The organism is Corynebacterium jeikeium (assembly GCA_003955985.1).
Classification (GTDB): domain Bacteria; phylum Actinomycetota; class Actinomycetes; order Mycobacteriales; family Mycobacteriaceae; genus Corynebacterium; species Corynebacterium jeikeium_D.
Genome location: CP033784.1, coordinates 1,229,178 through 1,242,903, shown reverse-complemented (window position 1 = coordinate 1,242,903; position 13,726 = coordinate 1,229,178). Strand labels below are relative to the sequence as shown.

The following is a 13,726-nucleotide window of genomic DNA, read 5'->3' as shown; positions in this document are numbered from 1 at the left end:
GGGATGCCAAATGTGGGTACTTTCTGACACCAATATCATTACCAACACTCGGCCAAATATGAGATTTCACTAAGAAACCCCCGGCCGAAACTGCAGGCAGTTGGGCTTCGGGGGTGGATTACGGGGTTAGCTCATTTCCTGATTGCGTATCTGGCGTTGACCGAAAACTCCGGGCACAAAGTAAGACCGCTATTGATGTCGCTTCCGAGCTCACTCCGATTGCTTCTTTGGCTGATCAGTACCCATCTGCTTAGAGATGCACTCGGCATACTCTCCAGAGGTGCGCTCGAACTTCTCACACTTCGACATCGCATCTGATGTCGACGAATACAGCATCAGCGACACCACGGCGGCTGCAATACCCGTCACAATGCCGACCACGCCCAATCCGAACGAACCGCTGATGACCGCGTCTCCCCCGGCTGCCTGCACGCGTTTCTTGGCACTCATTGCCTTCGCCATCGCGATGATGCCCAGAACAATGCCAAAGACACCGAGGATGCCACCAACAATCATCCAGGACATCAAGAGTCCGCCGACGCCAAAGATCAGTGCCAGCACGCCAATAGTCCGACCGTCATTGCCTGGTACAGCTGACAAACCACCGCCGGTCAATTCCGACGGCCTCGACTTATCACTGCTTGCCGACATTCTTCTCTCCACCATAGATTGCTCAGTTCGTTTGAAACCCTACCAATTACGCAGGTAGCTGATGCGATCACGCAACTGTTCCTCCGTACATAGCGCAGTCGGCGGGCCACCACAGGCGCGCCGAACCTCGTTATGCACTTGACCATGTGGCTTACCGGTTCGCGCCGCTGTCATCGACACCAGCGTATTGAGCTCCTTCCGCAACTTCGGCAACACCTCACTGGCCACCTTCTGCGGCCTTGGGTACGCCGATCCTTCAATGCGGTGCACCGCGCCCCCTTCGCCTCCGCTTGACGACGATTCCCTCGCCTCCTCGCGGGCTTCCTTCTCTCGGGCACTGGCGGCTTTAAGCTGTTCATCCTGCCGCTGACGCAGCAAGAGTCGCATCTGATCGGCGTCGAGAAGCCCTGGCAAACCCAGATAATCGGCCTCTTCGGCGGAACCGGCAACGGTTGCGGTGCCGTAGGAGGAGCCGTCGTAGATGAGGTAGTCAAGTTCAGCATCCGCGCCAATGGATTCGTAGGCCGGCAGCAATTCGTCGGGCTCATCCTTGCGGCGATTGGCCTCAGCGACCAAGTCATCTTCCCAGCCTTCCGAAGGCCGATCCGGCTTGCCGAGCACGTGGTTGCGCTGCACCTCCATCTGCGAGGCCAAGTCGAGCAGCACCGGGATCGACGGCAAGAAGACCGAAGCAGTCTCCCCTGGCATGCGGCTTCGCACGAATCGTCCGATAGCCTGCGCGAAGAATAGTGGAGTCGAGGAACTGGTCGCGTACACGCCGACCGCCAGCCTCGGCACGTCCACGCCTTCGGAGACCATGCGCACGGCCACCATCCACTCATCGGTGGACTCGGAGAAAGTCTTGATTCGTTCCGACGAGCCCGGTTCATCCGAGAGCACCAACGCCACCGGCGTAGAGGCAATCTGCTCGAGAATGCGTTTGTACGCACGGGCAGTTGCCGCGTCGGAGGCGATAACCAGGCCACCCGCGTCCGGGATATGCTGCCTCATCTGCGAGAGCCGGGTGTGCGCTGCCCGCAGCACAGATGGCATCCACTCGCCCTTTGGGTCAAGCGCGGTGCGCCAAGCACGCGTGGTCTCCTCTGGACTCATCACGGTGCCCAGACGCGCAGCAAACTCATCGCCCGCACTATCACGCCAGCGGGCTTCACCGGAATAAGCCAGAAAGACCACCGGGCGGACAACGCCGTCGGCAAGCGCATTGGAATAGCCGTACGTGTAATCAGCGACGGAACGCGAGTAACCATCGCCGTCCGGCGAGTAGCGAACAAACGGAATCGCTGCGTCATCGGAGCGGAACGGCGTACCAGTTAGGCACAGGCGGCGTTCGACATCGCCGTAAGCTTCGGAAATACCGTCGCCCCAGCTCTTGGCATCGCCGCCGTGGTGCACCTCGTCCAGAATCACCAATGTCGGCCGAGCGGTGGCTACGGCATGGTGCTTAAACGGATGCACTGCGACTTGGGCGTAGGTCACAACAATTCCCTGGTAGGAGGGGTTTACCACACCCTTGGCGTTGGTGAATTTGGGATCCAACGCAATCCCCGAACGAGCAGCGGAAGCAGCCCACTGCACTTTCAGGTGCTCAGTGGGAACCACGACGATGATGCGCTCGACGATCCGGCGCGACAGCAACTCACTGGCGATACGCAAGGCGAAGGTCGTCTTACCTGCGCCCGGTGTCGCCACTGCAAGGAAGTCCTTGGGGTTAGTCGCCAGGTATTTGTCGAGGGCCTCCTGCTGCCATTTACGAAGCCCGCTCACTTGCGACGCAGGGACTTGTAAATCCGCTCGCAGTCAGGGCATACCGGTGAACCCGGCTTCGCTGACTTCTTCACAGGGAAGGTTTCACCGCACAGAGCAACGACGTAGGAGCCGTTGACCGCGGAGTTCACGATCTGGTCCTTCTTGACGTAATGGAAGAACTTCGGGGTATCGTCCCTCGTCGACTCATCGACGCGGGTATCGGTGCGTTCAATCGTCTTTGTCGTCTTCAATGGAGTGCTCACAGATTCCAATTGTGCCCCATCGGTCAAATTATGCCCAGTGACCCAGGTGCTGGCCGCTGCTGACTGCTGCCTTCCACAGCCATCCACAACATCGCTACGACTACGCGAGCATGCGGCTGCAACGGACATAGCTAGTTGAGACGACCCCACGCCACAGGCGTATGCTAGACAACCATGGCGCGAATCAATGACCGTCGCGACTCCGCGCTGCCGAAACGCGGAAGTTCCCGGCGACGCAAGAAAGACGCGGCGTTGATTACCGACGCCCGCGGCTCTCGGATTCGCAACTATGACCACCGCCGCCACGTCTACGCGGCTCTGCAATGGTCTCGCATTCCGCTGCTGCTTCTTTCCGGCGCTTTTTATCTGTGGTGGGATGTGCCGTGGATTGCAGCGATTCTCATGGTCGTCTCCGTACCCATGCCGTGGATCGCGGTTGTCATCGCCAATGGCGTTGGAGAACCCGCTGACAAGCGTAAGCCGCGCGTCTACAAGCCTGGAGTTGTACGCGAGCAAAACCGCAAATGGGAGGAGCAGCAACGCCAGCGCGCCCTCAAGGAAGCAGAGATGCGCGCGCTCGGTTCTGCCGCCAGTACCGAAGACACCGACGCACCGACGCAGTCCGGTAACGAGACCACCTCAAATCCCTTCGATGACGCAAATGTCATCGATATGCCGGAAGACGACGATTCGTCGTCAAGCTCCCCTAACTAGCCCCTCCGCCCCGCTTTACGACGAAGGTAGTGCCTACGATGACCTTTTCCCCCTCCACCTTCACCCCACCGACTGATCAGCAGCTTCGTGATTTTGTCGACTGTGCGGAGGAATTTGCCACCGCGCTCAGGCGCCTTGAGTTTTCCAGTGAGTCACTGCGTCGAGTCCTAGGCGCCGAGGGACTGGCCGCGCTGGACCGCGGTGAGCCCGGCGTTGTCGATGTTCTACTTACCGAAACTGAGGGCGTTTCTGCGGACACTGTGACCGCGTTGCGTCTTTTCATCCTGGGCGATTTCGCCGACGCACAGCAGCTATTTGGGGCTGAGCTGACAGCCAAGTTACTGGGCAGCGGCATACTTGCCGGCACCGCCACCAACGCACAGGTGTGTATCGATGTGCGCCCGGTCGAGATTGCGGGAGTCGACCGTATTGTCTTTTCCGACCGCGATGCCTCTATGAGCGATCACGTTCCTGGACCCGATCATGTCTTGGGCGTAGGGCGGGCTTCCCGCTCCCTCCTCGATATTTCGCCGACCTCGGCGGTGGAATCCGTACTCGACCTCGGTGCCGGTTGTGGCGTCCAGAGTCTTGCCCAGCCGGATGCAAAGTCGATTGTCGCGACGGACATTCACCCCCGGGCGCTGTTTTTTGCCCGCGCTACTTTCGCCGCAAATGGCTTCGACCAGGCGCAGGCCGTCGAAGGTTCGTGGTTTGAACCGGTTGCAGGCAAGAAGTTTGACCGCATTGTGGCGAACCCGCCGTTCGTCGTAGGGCTGCCAAGTGTGGAACATGTTTACCGTGACTCAGGATTGAATCTGGACGGTGCCACCGAACTTATGATCCGCGGTCTGGCCGACCATCTCACCGACGGCGGCACGGCGCATCTGCTCGGTGCTTGGGCCCATATCGAAGGCGAAAGTTGGCAACAGCGCATCGCCTCTTGGCTCCCTGCTGAAGGCCTCGAAGTGTGGGTAACACAACGAGATGTCGCCACGCCGGCGGAATACATCGGCACCTGGCTTCGAGACGAGTCCATCGACCCCCGCAGCCCAGAAGGCTGCGAGCGCTCCCGTGCCTGGCTGGAGCACTTCCGCAACAGCGGCGTGACAGGCATCGGGTTCGGCTACATCACAGTCCAACGCATTGCCGGCCCGACTTCCGCCGTGTGCGAAGAAATGCCGCAGCCTTTGGCCGCTCCCTTCGGCGCCGAAGCCCAGGAGTATCTCGGCCGCGCCGAATGGCTTCGCGCACAAACTGCTAACACCATCCTCGAAGCTGCCTTTACTCTGCGCCCTGGCGTCGCCTTAGAACGCGTTTCGCTTGCCGACGTCGACAGCGGCCAGGGCTTCACTGAGTTCGATACGCGCATCTCACGCACCGACGGCCCCGCCTGGACACACTCAATCGATGAGTCCGTGGCAACCATTCTGGGTGCGCTGCATCCCGAAGCTGCTCTGGGCTCCGTCATCGACATCATGGCAATGTTTGGAGCCTTTGATGAGTCCGAAGTCCCTGCAATCAAGGACGCCCTAGTTCCCATCGTCGTTGACCTGGTTCGCCATGGTCTGATTCTCCCCACCGAGCTCTTGGAGGATAAACAGTAAATGAAAGCCGTTCTCACCCTAGTTAAATCCGCGTCAGTCACTGTCGACGGCTCCGTTGTTGGCCACGTTGACGGAGGCGATACCGGCGCCATTTTGGCGCTCGTAGGTGTTGGCCGCGAGGACACTGCCGATGCTTGGGAAACGATGGCCCGCAAGATCGCGGAGCTGCGCATTCTGGATGGCGAGCTCAGCGCTGTCGACGCTGGCGCCCCGGTGCTCGTTGTTAGCCAATTCACGTTGATGGGGGCGACAAAGAAGGGACGGCGGCCGTCGTGGGTAGACGCGGCTCCGGGCCCAGAAGCCGAACCCGTCATAGAAAAAATTGTCGAGAACTTGCGCAATCGTGGCTTGACGGTCGAAACGGGACAATTTGGAGCAATGATGGAGGTCGCATCCGTCAATGATGGACCCTTTACAGTTCTCGTAGAATGCTAGTCGCGGCAGTTTTTCTAAACATTATATTTGCATGGCAAAATTACCCTATTGACATTCATCAACTTTCACGGGAACATTTCCGTAACTCCGTGCGTTGTAGTTATTGAGTCCACTTAAAAATCCAGGAGGCAGATTCATGAAGAGTGCCGATATTCAAAATGACGAACTGGAAGGTCAGCCACGGGACAAGGGGCGCCGCACTGGCAATAACTCCAATCCGTCCGCCGATTTGGTTCGTGTGTATTTGAACGGCATCGGAAAGACTGCTCTTCTCAGCGCTGAAGAAGAGGTGGAACTTTCTAAGCGCATTGAAGCCGGTGTATACGCCGAGCATTTGCTGCAGACCGGCGCGAAAATGACCCGCGCAAAGAAGCGTGATGTCAAGATTTTGGCAAAGGAAGGTAAGGCTGCACGCGCCCACCTACTCGAAGCCAATCTCCGTCTTGTGGTCTCGCTGGCGAAGCGCTACACCAACCGCGGTATGCCTCTGCTGGATCTAATCCAGGAGGGCAACTTGGGCCTCATCCGCGCCATGGAAAAGTTCGACTACACCAAGGGCTTCAAGTTTTCCACTTACGCAACGTGGTGGATTCGCCAAGCTATTACCCGCGGTATGGCTGATCAGTCGCGCACTATTCGCCTCCCCGTCCATTTGGTTGAGCAGGTCAACAAGATTTCTCGTATCAAACGTGAGCTCTACCAGCAGCTCGGCCGTGAGGCTACGAATGAGGAATTGGCAGAGGAATCCGGCATTCCAGAGGCCAAGATCGAGATGCTGCTGCGTCAGTCCCGCGACCCGGTGAGCTTGGACATGCCGGTGGGCACTGATGAGGAAGCTCCTCTGGGAGACTTCATCGAGGACTCAGAGGCAACTGATGCCGAGGAGGCAGTTGTCGCTTCCCTGCGTCACCACGATGTCCGCAAGGTTCTGTCCACTCTCGAGATTCGAGAGCAGGAAGTTATTAAGCTCCGCTACGGTCTCGACGATGGCCTGCCCCGCACGCTGGATCAGATTGGCCGCCACTTTGGCCTGTCTCGAGAGCGCGTCCGCCAGATTGAGCGGGAAGTTATGTCCAAGCTCCGCGAGGGTGACCGTGCTGACAAGCTGCGTGAGTACGCAAACTAACGCCACATGGCGGTGACATCGATAGGGTTCCTAATTTCAGCCCTGAGATAGAGCTGGACTTCAATGCCGACCCCGTGCCGGAGTTTCATCCACACTGGCGGTCGGCGTTTTCGTCTGCACGTCGAACTTTCGACATCGCGTACGCTCCCTTCCGTCTCAGCAGCGCCCACCGAACCAAGCTTTTCGCTGCCTAATCAGCACCAAAGCCACTAGATTTGCGAGCCCTAACATCTTTCTTGCGCAAGTGTGGTTATCCTAATACTTGAGTGAAAACTTTTAAGACTGTGTTATCGGAGGAAAACCGTGAGGGATTTGGTTGACACCACGGAAATGTACTTACGTACGATTTTCGAACTCGAAGAAGAGGGCATCATTCCTTTGCGTGCTCGCATTGCCGAACGCCTTGAGCAGTCGGGGCCGACCGTTAGCCAAACCGTTGCGCGCATGGAGCGCGATGGCCTTCTCGTAGTTGCCCCAGATCGCAGCTTGCAGCTTTCCGACGAGGGCCGCAGGCTGGCCACGGCTGTCATGCGTAAGCACCGCCTAGCTGAGCGCCTACTTACGGATGTCATTGGCCTCGAATGGGACAAGGTTCACGACGAAGCCTGCCGCTGGGAGCACGTAATGAGTGACGAGGTCGAGCGCAAACTTCTCGACGTGCTTGACTCTTACACACGCTCCCCATTCGGCAATCCGATTCCCGGTTTGGGAGACCTCGGTGGGACTCAGTCACCAGAGTCGTTAGAGAACGTTCGCCGACTGTCCGATCTAAACCCCGGCGAGTACACCGTTGAGATCGTCCAGATTAACGAAATCCTGCAGGTCGAGCAGAGCTACATGAAGCGTCTCCACAAGGCTGGAATTATGCCGGGTACTGAGGCACTTGCCGAGGTTGCCGCCGGCCGCGTGACTCTCGCCCGTGGTGATCATTCTCTTGACATTCCGGATACTCTGTCTCACGCAATCATGGTGATTATCAAATGAAACTCCTCGTCACTGGTGGTGCCGGCTACGTCGGTAGCGTGTGCTCGGCAGTATTGATTTCTCTTGGCCACGACGTCACCATTCTGGACAACTTCTCTGTTGGCAACCGTGATGCGGTGCCAGAGGGCGCGACCCTAGTCGAAGGCGATGCGGCGGACAAGGCCTACGAGGTTCTGTCCTCCGACAGCTTCGACGGCGTCGTTCATTTCGCTGCGAAATCGCTTGTTGGCGAGTCTGTTGAGGTTCCTTCCGACTACTGGCACAACAATGTGGGCCAACCCCTGAAGCTACTCGACGCAATGCGTGATACCGGTACGAATAACCTGGTGTTCTCTTCGACAGCTGCAACCTACGGTGAGCCAGAGAAGACACCAATTACCGAAGACATGCCAACCGCACCGACCAACCCTTACGGTGCCACCAAGCTGGCCATGGACTACGCCATCTCGTCTTACGCCAAGGCATACAACATCGGCGCTACCAGCTTGCGTTACTTCAATGTGGCGGGTGCCTGGGGCGGTTTTGGCGAAAACCGTGAGGTGGAAACTCACCTCATCCCCCTGGTACTGCAGGTTGCGCTCGGTCACCGCGACAAGATTATGGTCTTTGGCAATGACTGGCCGACTCCGGACGGCACCGCGGTTCGTGACTACATCCACATCAAAGACCTCGCCGATGCGCACGTCTTGGCACTGGAGTCCAACACGCCGGGAACCCACCGTATCTTCAACCTCGGTTCTGGCGACGGCTTTTCGGTTCGCCAGGTTATTGAGACCTGCCGTAAGGTCACCGGTCACCCGATTCCTGCTGAGGATGCACCGCGTAGAGCCGGTGATCCGGCAACCCTTATTGCCTCTTCTCAGCGCGCCATGGACGAGCTCGGATGGAAGCCCAATCATACGGAGCTGGAAACCATCGTCGCCGATGCATGGGAGTACACCAAGAACCTCGGCGACCGAGCCCACTCGGCGCACCGCTAGGTACTGCAGCACAGCTTGCAGGGTCGCTAATCAATACGCGGCATTTTCACCTTGTATACCCTGCGCAGCACCTCTTGTGCCGCACCAAGAATTGTGCCAACGCACCTCGGCACAATTTGATTGGCGACCGCAATTTCCAGCAACTGAGTCAGTGAATGATTCGGTTGCTCCCCCGCTGCCTCATCGAGAGCTGTTTGCGCATAGTTCTCCAGCCCAGCCGCGAACTTTGCGATGGCAAAACACGCTAAAGCGTTAGCACGCAGGCTGCCGCGGTGGACGATTGCGGCCTCGCGCCAGATTTCTCCCATTGATTGCGCCAACTGCGTAGTAATGAAAATCATGGACATATCGCGCAAGGTGACGTTGGTCAGTGCTGCAGCAATGGCATATCCCGCGGTTTCATCGCGAACCGCCTCATGTGCATCCATCACACCATCGGCCACGTTTTCCACGGCGGCTTTTAGCATGTCGAAATGCTCGATGAGCGCGGGATTGTCCGAACCAATTTTGAGCTTCCTAGGCTGCTCAACGGCTGTCGCTCGTTCCCGGAGGCGTTCAATCAGAGCCCTGTCTTTACTGTCGCGGAATTGGCCACCTCGAAAATAGCTGCGGTACTCCTCATAGTTTTTGAAAATCTGCTCTCCCTGCCGAGAGATTAGATTTGCATTGTCGGTCATCAGACTGTCACCGACAATGCCGACGATCTCTCCCTGCTCGTCCGTGACAACTTCCCCCGCAGCAATAGTGGCAACGCCCGCCAAACGCACCTCATGCAGGCCGCCTTCTCGCAGCCAGCCTGTAATAGGTGTGGAGTCCTTTTCAATCCCCCAGGATTCGTCGATGATAAACACATCTGCGTGAGTGCATCCTTCATCGAGCAGGAAGTCCGCGGCTGCCCGCACCAAGTCAGGATTGTTCTCCATCGAGGCCACATCCTTAATCAGCATCGGGCCAGCATGCGCTGTCGGATCAAACTCGACCTTGCCATCGATGAGATCTTCGACCTGCTGACGATACAACGCCGCAATCACTACCTGCCCCCGCGGATAGAATCCAACGATTCCCGGCAGGTTCGTCAGAAAAACACTCGGCTCAATTTCAGGCTTTTGTCCTGCACCGAAGTTCTGTTTGTTTCCCATTAATTCCTTACCCCTTTTCCCCCATTGGAATAGCTCGACAGCGGACAATCCTCTCGCCATCTGGTGGCTCTCATTGTTATCGAATCCGCAACAGCCTTGCTTGTGCGCGACCGGAAAAATCGGCCCATCTGTGGACTACTTTCTACTTGTGGATAACTGGAATAGTTTCTGCGGTATCGTGGTTGTTTACTTCAAATGACGAAAAATGTGATGCAGGAGGTAGTCGTACGTGAGTGATCCGACCGACAAGCCTCAGGGCAATATGTACGAGGTAGTTTTTCCGGTTCCTGACGTAACGGGAAGCGAGGGCCATCTGACCCTGGTCATTGCACTTAGCGGTTATGCGGATGCCGGTAATGCCGTCTCGGAATCAGCTAGTTTCCTCTTGGATGCTCTCGAGCACCGTCCATTGGTGAACTTTTCTATCGACGAGCTGATTGATTATCGTTCTCGCCGTCCCTCTGTGACGATGAACCACGACCAGATTGTGGATGTATCCGATTTGAACCTGTCACTCAATGTGGTTCGCGACAACGTCGGTAAGCCGTTCTTGCTGCTTTCTGGCCCTGAGCCAGACATGCGGTGGGAGGCTTTCTCGACTGCCGTTGCAGAGTTGGCGGAGCGCTACGATGTCGGTCGGACTGTGTCGCTGTACTCGGCTCCGATGACGGTTCCGCACACCCGACCACTGGGCATCATCGCCCATGGCACAGATAAGCGGAAACTCGGTGATATGCATACCTGGGGAAACCGCGTCACAGTTCCGGGTGCTGCGAGCCTGAACATTGAGTACGAGCTCGCAAGCCGCGGTTGTGATGCCTTTGGTTTCACCGCACAGGTGCCACACTATGTCGCGGCCTCTGAGTATCCGCTGGCGTCACTGCGGCTGTTGCAGGAGGTAGCAAAACTAGCCAAGCTCGAGCTCCCGCTTGAGGCGTTGGAGAAGGAATCCGCGCGGGTGGCGGAGCTGCTCAATACGCAGACGAATGATTCCGGCGAGGTCTCTCAGCTGGTCAATCTTCTCGAGGAACAGTACGACCAGGAAGTTCAACGTCGTCAAGAGCTGGAGACTTCTCCCCTGCTTGGACCTAACGGCGAGATGCCTTCGGCCGACGAGATTGGCGCTGAGTTCGAAAGGTTCCTCGCTTCTCAACCGCTGCGCCCAGTAGAGGATTCTTCCTCGCTTGACGACGAGGCGGAGACCCCGGCCAGCTCGGATTCCTCGGCAACTACATCAGAGGACACTGACGCACACTCGGAAGAATCCGAGTCGGCCTCGGCGGATGATAGGTCTGCGGAGTTTTCTGCAGACGGCACTGCCGAACAGCCTGAGTCAGAACAGCCTCGGGAAGAGCAGGCGGAAAGCGAAGAATCCGGTGAACCGGAACAACCTCGCCGTCGGCGCGGCTGGAAGCCCTGGTTCCGCTTCTAATCCGGGGTTACCGCTAGGGTGGGAAGCGTGTCACTATCTGAAATGCTTCCCGACCTAGCTGAGGTTCCAGAGTCCCTTTTCGACGATGCGATTATGGACTCGTTCATTGCCTGGACCAGGGATCAGGGCATCACGCTCTACCCGGCCCAGGAGGAGGCCGCTATTGGTCTCGCTGGTGGCGACCACGTCATCCTTGCCACTCCGACAGGTTCGGGCAAGTCCATGGTGGCTATTGCTGCCCACTTCTGCGCCCTCGCTCGTGGCCAGCGCAGCTTTTACACAGCGCCTATTAAGGCCTTGGTCAGCGAGAAGTTCTTTGCCCTCTGCGAGGTCTTTGGCGCTGAGAACGTCGGTATGATGACCGGCGATGCCACCGTCAACGGTGGTGCACCCATCATCTGCGCAACTGCGGAAATTGTCGCCAATATCGCCCTGCGCGACGGGGCCGACGCCGATATTGACCAGGTGGTAATGGATGAATTCCACTTCTATGCGGATCCCGATCGCGGGTGGGCATGGCAAGTGCCCTTGCTCGAGCTTTCCCGTTGCCAATTCCTGTTGATGTCCGCCACTCTCGGCGATACTCAAAAGTTTGAGACGGATTTGAAGGAACGCACGGGACTCGACGTCAACCTCGTTACAGGTACGACGCGCCCGGTACCGCTGGATTTCCACTATGTCTACACACCAGTTCATGACACGCTGGCGGAGTTGCTGGAATCCGGCAAAGCCCCAATCTACATCGTCTTTTTCTCCCAGCGCCAAGCAGCTGAACAGGCTCAGGCACTGACCGGTCTGAAGCTGCTGACGAAGGAGGAGAAGGAGCGGATTCGCGAAGAGATTGGCGATTTCCGGTTTACCACGGCCTTTGGTCGAGTTCTTTCCAAGTTGGTGCGCCAGGGCATTGGCGTCCACCATGCGGGAATGCTGCCGAAGTACCGTCGTTTGGTTGAGCGTCTCTCTCAGACTGGTCTGCTGAAGGTCATCTGTGGCACGGATACCCTCGGCGTCGGCATTAACGTGCCTATTCGCACGGTGCTGATTACCGGTTTGGCCAAGTTCGATGGCCGTCGTAGCCGTATTCTCAAGTCACGCGAGTTCCACCAGATCGCTGGACGCGCCGGCCGTGCTGGCTACGACACCGAGGGCACCGTAGTTGTCGAAGCACCTGAACACGAAATCGAAAACGCCAAGCTGCGGCGCCGTGCCGGCCAGGATGAGGCCAAACTGAAGAAGTTGCGGCTGAAGTCCGTTCCCAAGGGCGAAGTGACATGGTCGGAGAAGACCTTCGACAAAATCGTTTCTCAGCCACCGGAGCCGCTGACCAGCCGCTTTGCAGTTACCAACGGTATGTTGCTCAACGTCATTGCACGTGGTGGCGATACCTACGAACACATGCGTCATCTGCTGCGCACCAATCACGACACCCGCCACCAGCAAAATGAGGCTATTCTGACCGCAATTGAGCTCTACCGCGGTTTGGTCAACGCGGGAATCGTCGTCATGCATGGCGAGGGCGATGACTGCCGCCCCGAGCTGACAATGGAGCTGCAGCGTGACTTCGCGCTCAATCAGCCGCTGTCGCCTTTCGCCATCGCCGCGCTCGAACTGCTGGATAAGGACAGCCCGAACTACGCACTCGATGTCATCAGTGTGTTTGAGTCAATTCTGGAAGACCCTCGCCCACTGCTCATCGCGCAGCAGAAAAAGGCACGCGGTGAAGAAATCGCCGCGCTCAAGGCCGAGGGTGTTGATTACACCGAACGTATGAACATCGTCGAAGACATCACATGGCCGATGCCGCTTGCCGACGAGCTGGAGGGCGCATTCGACACCTATGCTCAAGGTCACCCGTGGGTGCGTGAGTTTTCGCTGTCGCCCAAGTCTGTGGTGCGCGAGATGGTGGAAAAGGCCATGGCTTTCTCGGACGTGGTATCTGAGTATGGAATTGCCCGCTCTGAAGGTATTTTCCTGCGCTACCTCACCGATGCCTGGCGCACTTTGCGACACACTCTCCCTCCGGAAGCCGCTAACGAGGAACTCCGGGACATTGTGGAATGGCTCGGCGAGCTCGTTGTGCAGGTGGATAACTCCCTGGTGGATGAATGGGCGCAGATGGCCGATCCGGACAAGCCATTGGACGAGGAAACTCTCAAGGAAGCGGCTTTTGGCACCGACGAGTCGCGGCCCCTTACAGGCAACGAACGTGCATTTACCCGTATGGTGCGCAATCTCATGTTTCGCCACGTGCAGCTCTTTGCCTTTGAAAAGGAGGAGGAGCTGGCCGACCTGGACAACTACCTCGACGATGCGCCAGATTGGCCTGCCGCGATGGATGACTACTTCGATGAATACGATGACCTAGGGATCGATGCAAAGGCTCGCGGCGGCGATATGATTTCGATTGACCGCAAGGCTGGTGAGGGCCTATGGCATGTGATCCAGATACTCGATGACCCTGAGGGCGACCACGGCTGGCGCTTTGAAGCGGGCGTTGACTTGGCTGCATCTGATGAATACGGCGAGGTCAGGTTGGCATCGCTGCGAATTATTCAGGGATAAACGCGAAAAACCGGGCTGGAACTACGGGTTAAGTGACAAAAAGTGTGTCCGCTCGGTGTGTCGCCGGGT

General features: G+C 57.6%; 12 protein-coding genes. 8 read left to right on the top strand and 4 right to left on the bottom strand.

Annotated features, from left to right (window positions below):
* Nucleotides 1-210 precede the first annotated feature (210 nt).
* From EGX79_05470 to EGX79_05460, 3 genes are read right to left on the bottom strand one after another with little or no spacing between them, the layout of a single operon-like run.
* A complete protein-coding gene (locus EGX79_05470; protein ID AYX81676.1) occupies nt 211-651 on the bottom strand; it encodes a hypothetical protein in 441 nt (146 codons plus the stop codon).
* Between the two features lie 39 nt (nt 652-690).
* The gene (locus tag EGX79_05465) at nt 691-2,436 is read right to left on the bottom strand and encodes a DEAD/DEAH box helicase (protein AYX81675.1); all 1,746 of its coding nucleotides are present in this window, start codon (nt 2,434-2,436) and stop codon (nt 691-693) included.
* A complete protein-coding gene (locus EGX79_05460; protein ID AYX81674.1) occupies nt 2,433-2,681 on the bottom strand; it encodes a DUF3039 domain-containing protein in 249 nt (82 codons plus the stop codon). Before EGX79_05460 ends, EGX79_05465 begins: the two co-directional genes overlap by 4 nt.
* 174 nt (nt 2,682-2,855) lie before the next feature.
* Between EGX79_05460 and EGX79_05455 the strand changes: the two genes are divergently transcribed.
* From EGX79_05455 to galE, 6 genes are all read left to right on the top strand, one after another.
* A complete protein-coding gene (locus tag EGX79_05455) occupies nt 2,856-3,395 on the top strand; it encodes a DUF3099 domain-containing protein (GenBank protein ID AYX81673.1) in 540 nt (179 codons plus the stop codon).
* A 38-nt stretch (nt 3,396-3,433) separates the two neighbouring features.
* Nucleotides 3,434-4,999, top strand: coding sequence for a class I SAM-dependent methyltransferase (locus EGX79_05450; GenBank protein ID AYX81672.1), 1,566 nt, complete (start codon nt 3,434-3,436; stop codon nt 4,997-4,999).
* Nucleotides 5,000-5,434 (top strand): D-tyrosyl-tRNA(Tyr) deacylase, encoded by a 435-nt coding sequence (locus EGX79_05445; protein AYX81671.1) that lies wholly within the window; start codon nt 5,000-5,002, stop codon nt 5,432-5,434. It abuts the gene before it with no gap.
* A 136-nt stretch (nt 5,435-5,570) separates the two neighbouring features.
* Nucleotides 5,571-6,560, top strand: coding sequence for a sigma-70 family RNA polymerase sigma factor (locus tag EGX79_05440; GenBank protein AYX81670.1), 990 nt, complete (start codon nt 5,571-5,573; stop codon nt 6,558-6,560).
* Nucleotides 6,561-6,863: 303 nt separating this feature from the next.
* Nucleotides 6,864-7,544: a metal-dependent transcriptional regulator gene (locus EGX79_05435; protein ID AYX81669.1), complete on the top strand. Its 681-nt coding sequence runs from the start codon at nt 6,864-6,866 to the stop codon at nt 7,542-7,544.
* Nucleotides 7,541-8,524 (top strand): UDP-glucose 4-epimerase GalE, encoded by a 984-nt coding sequence (gene galE, locus EGX79_05430; protein AYX81668.1) that lies wholly within the window; start codon nt 7,541-7,543, stop codon nt 8,522-8,524. The genes EGX79_05435 and galE overlap by 4 nt, the downstream gene beginning before the upstream one ends.
* A gap of 26 nt (nt 8,525-8,550) precedes the next feature.
* Here galE and EGX79_05425 read toward each other — a convergent pair whose 3' ends face one another.
* Entirely contained in the window at nt 8,551-9,723 is a 1,173-nt protein-coding gene (locus EGX79_05425; GenBank protein ID AYX81667.1) for a DUF4192 family protein, read from the bottom strand.
* Between the two features lie 169 nt (nt 9,724-9,892).
* Here EGX79_05425 and EGX79_05420 point away from each other — a divergent pair, with 169 nt between their 5' ends.
* Complete coding sequence (locus EGX79_05420) at nt 9,893-11,095, top strand: PAC2 family protein (protein ID AYX81666.1); 1,203 nt, start codon at nt 9,893-9,895, stop codon at nt 11,093-11,095.
* A 42-nt stretch (nt 11,096-11,137) separates the two neighbouring features.
* Nucleotides 11,138-13,657: a DUF3516 domain-containing protein gene (locus tag EGX79_05415; GenBank protein AYX81665.1), complete on the top strand. Its 2,520-nt coding sequence runs from the start codon at nt 11,138-11,140 to the stop codon at nt 13,655-13,657.
* The last annotated feature ends 69 nt before the right edge of the window (nt 13,658-13,726 follow it).

Excerpts from the sequence above, each read along its gene's own strand:
- EGX79_05445 (AYX81671.1), top strand. The coding sequence starts at position 5,000 with ATGAAAGCCGTTCTCACCCTAGTTAAATCCGCGTCAGTCACTGTCGAC.
- EGX79_05415 (AYX81665.1), top strand. The coding sequence starts at position 11,138 with ATGCTTCCCGACCTAGCTGAGGTTCCAGAGTCCCTTTTCGACGATGCG.
- EGX79_05470 (AYX81676.1), bottom strand. The coding sequence starts at position 651 with ATGTCGGCAAGCAGTGATAAGTCGAGGCCGTCGGAATTGACCGGCGGT.
- EGX79_05450 (AYX81672.1), top strand. The coding sequence starts at position 3,434 with ATGACCTTTTCCCCCTCCACCTTCACCCCACCGACTGATCAGCAGCTT.
- EGX79_05440 (AYX81670.1), top strand. The coding sequence starts at position 5,571 with ATGAAGAGTGCCGATATTCAAAATGACGAACTGGAAGGTCAGCCACGG.
- EGX79_05425 (AYX81667.1), bottom strand. The coding sequence starts at position 9,723 with ATGGCGAGAGGATTGTCCGCTGTCGAGCTATTCCAATGGGGGAAAAGG.
- EGX79_05455 (AYX81673.1), top strand. The coding sequence starts at position 2,856 with ATGGCGCGAATCAATGACCGTCGCGACTCCGCGCTGCCGAAACGCGGA.
- galE (AYX81668.1), top strand. The coding sequence starts at position 7,541 with ATGAAACTCCTCGTCACTGGTGGTGCCGGCTACGTCGGTAGCGTGTGC.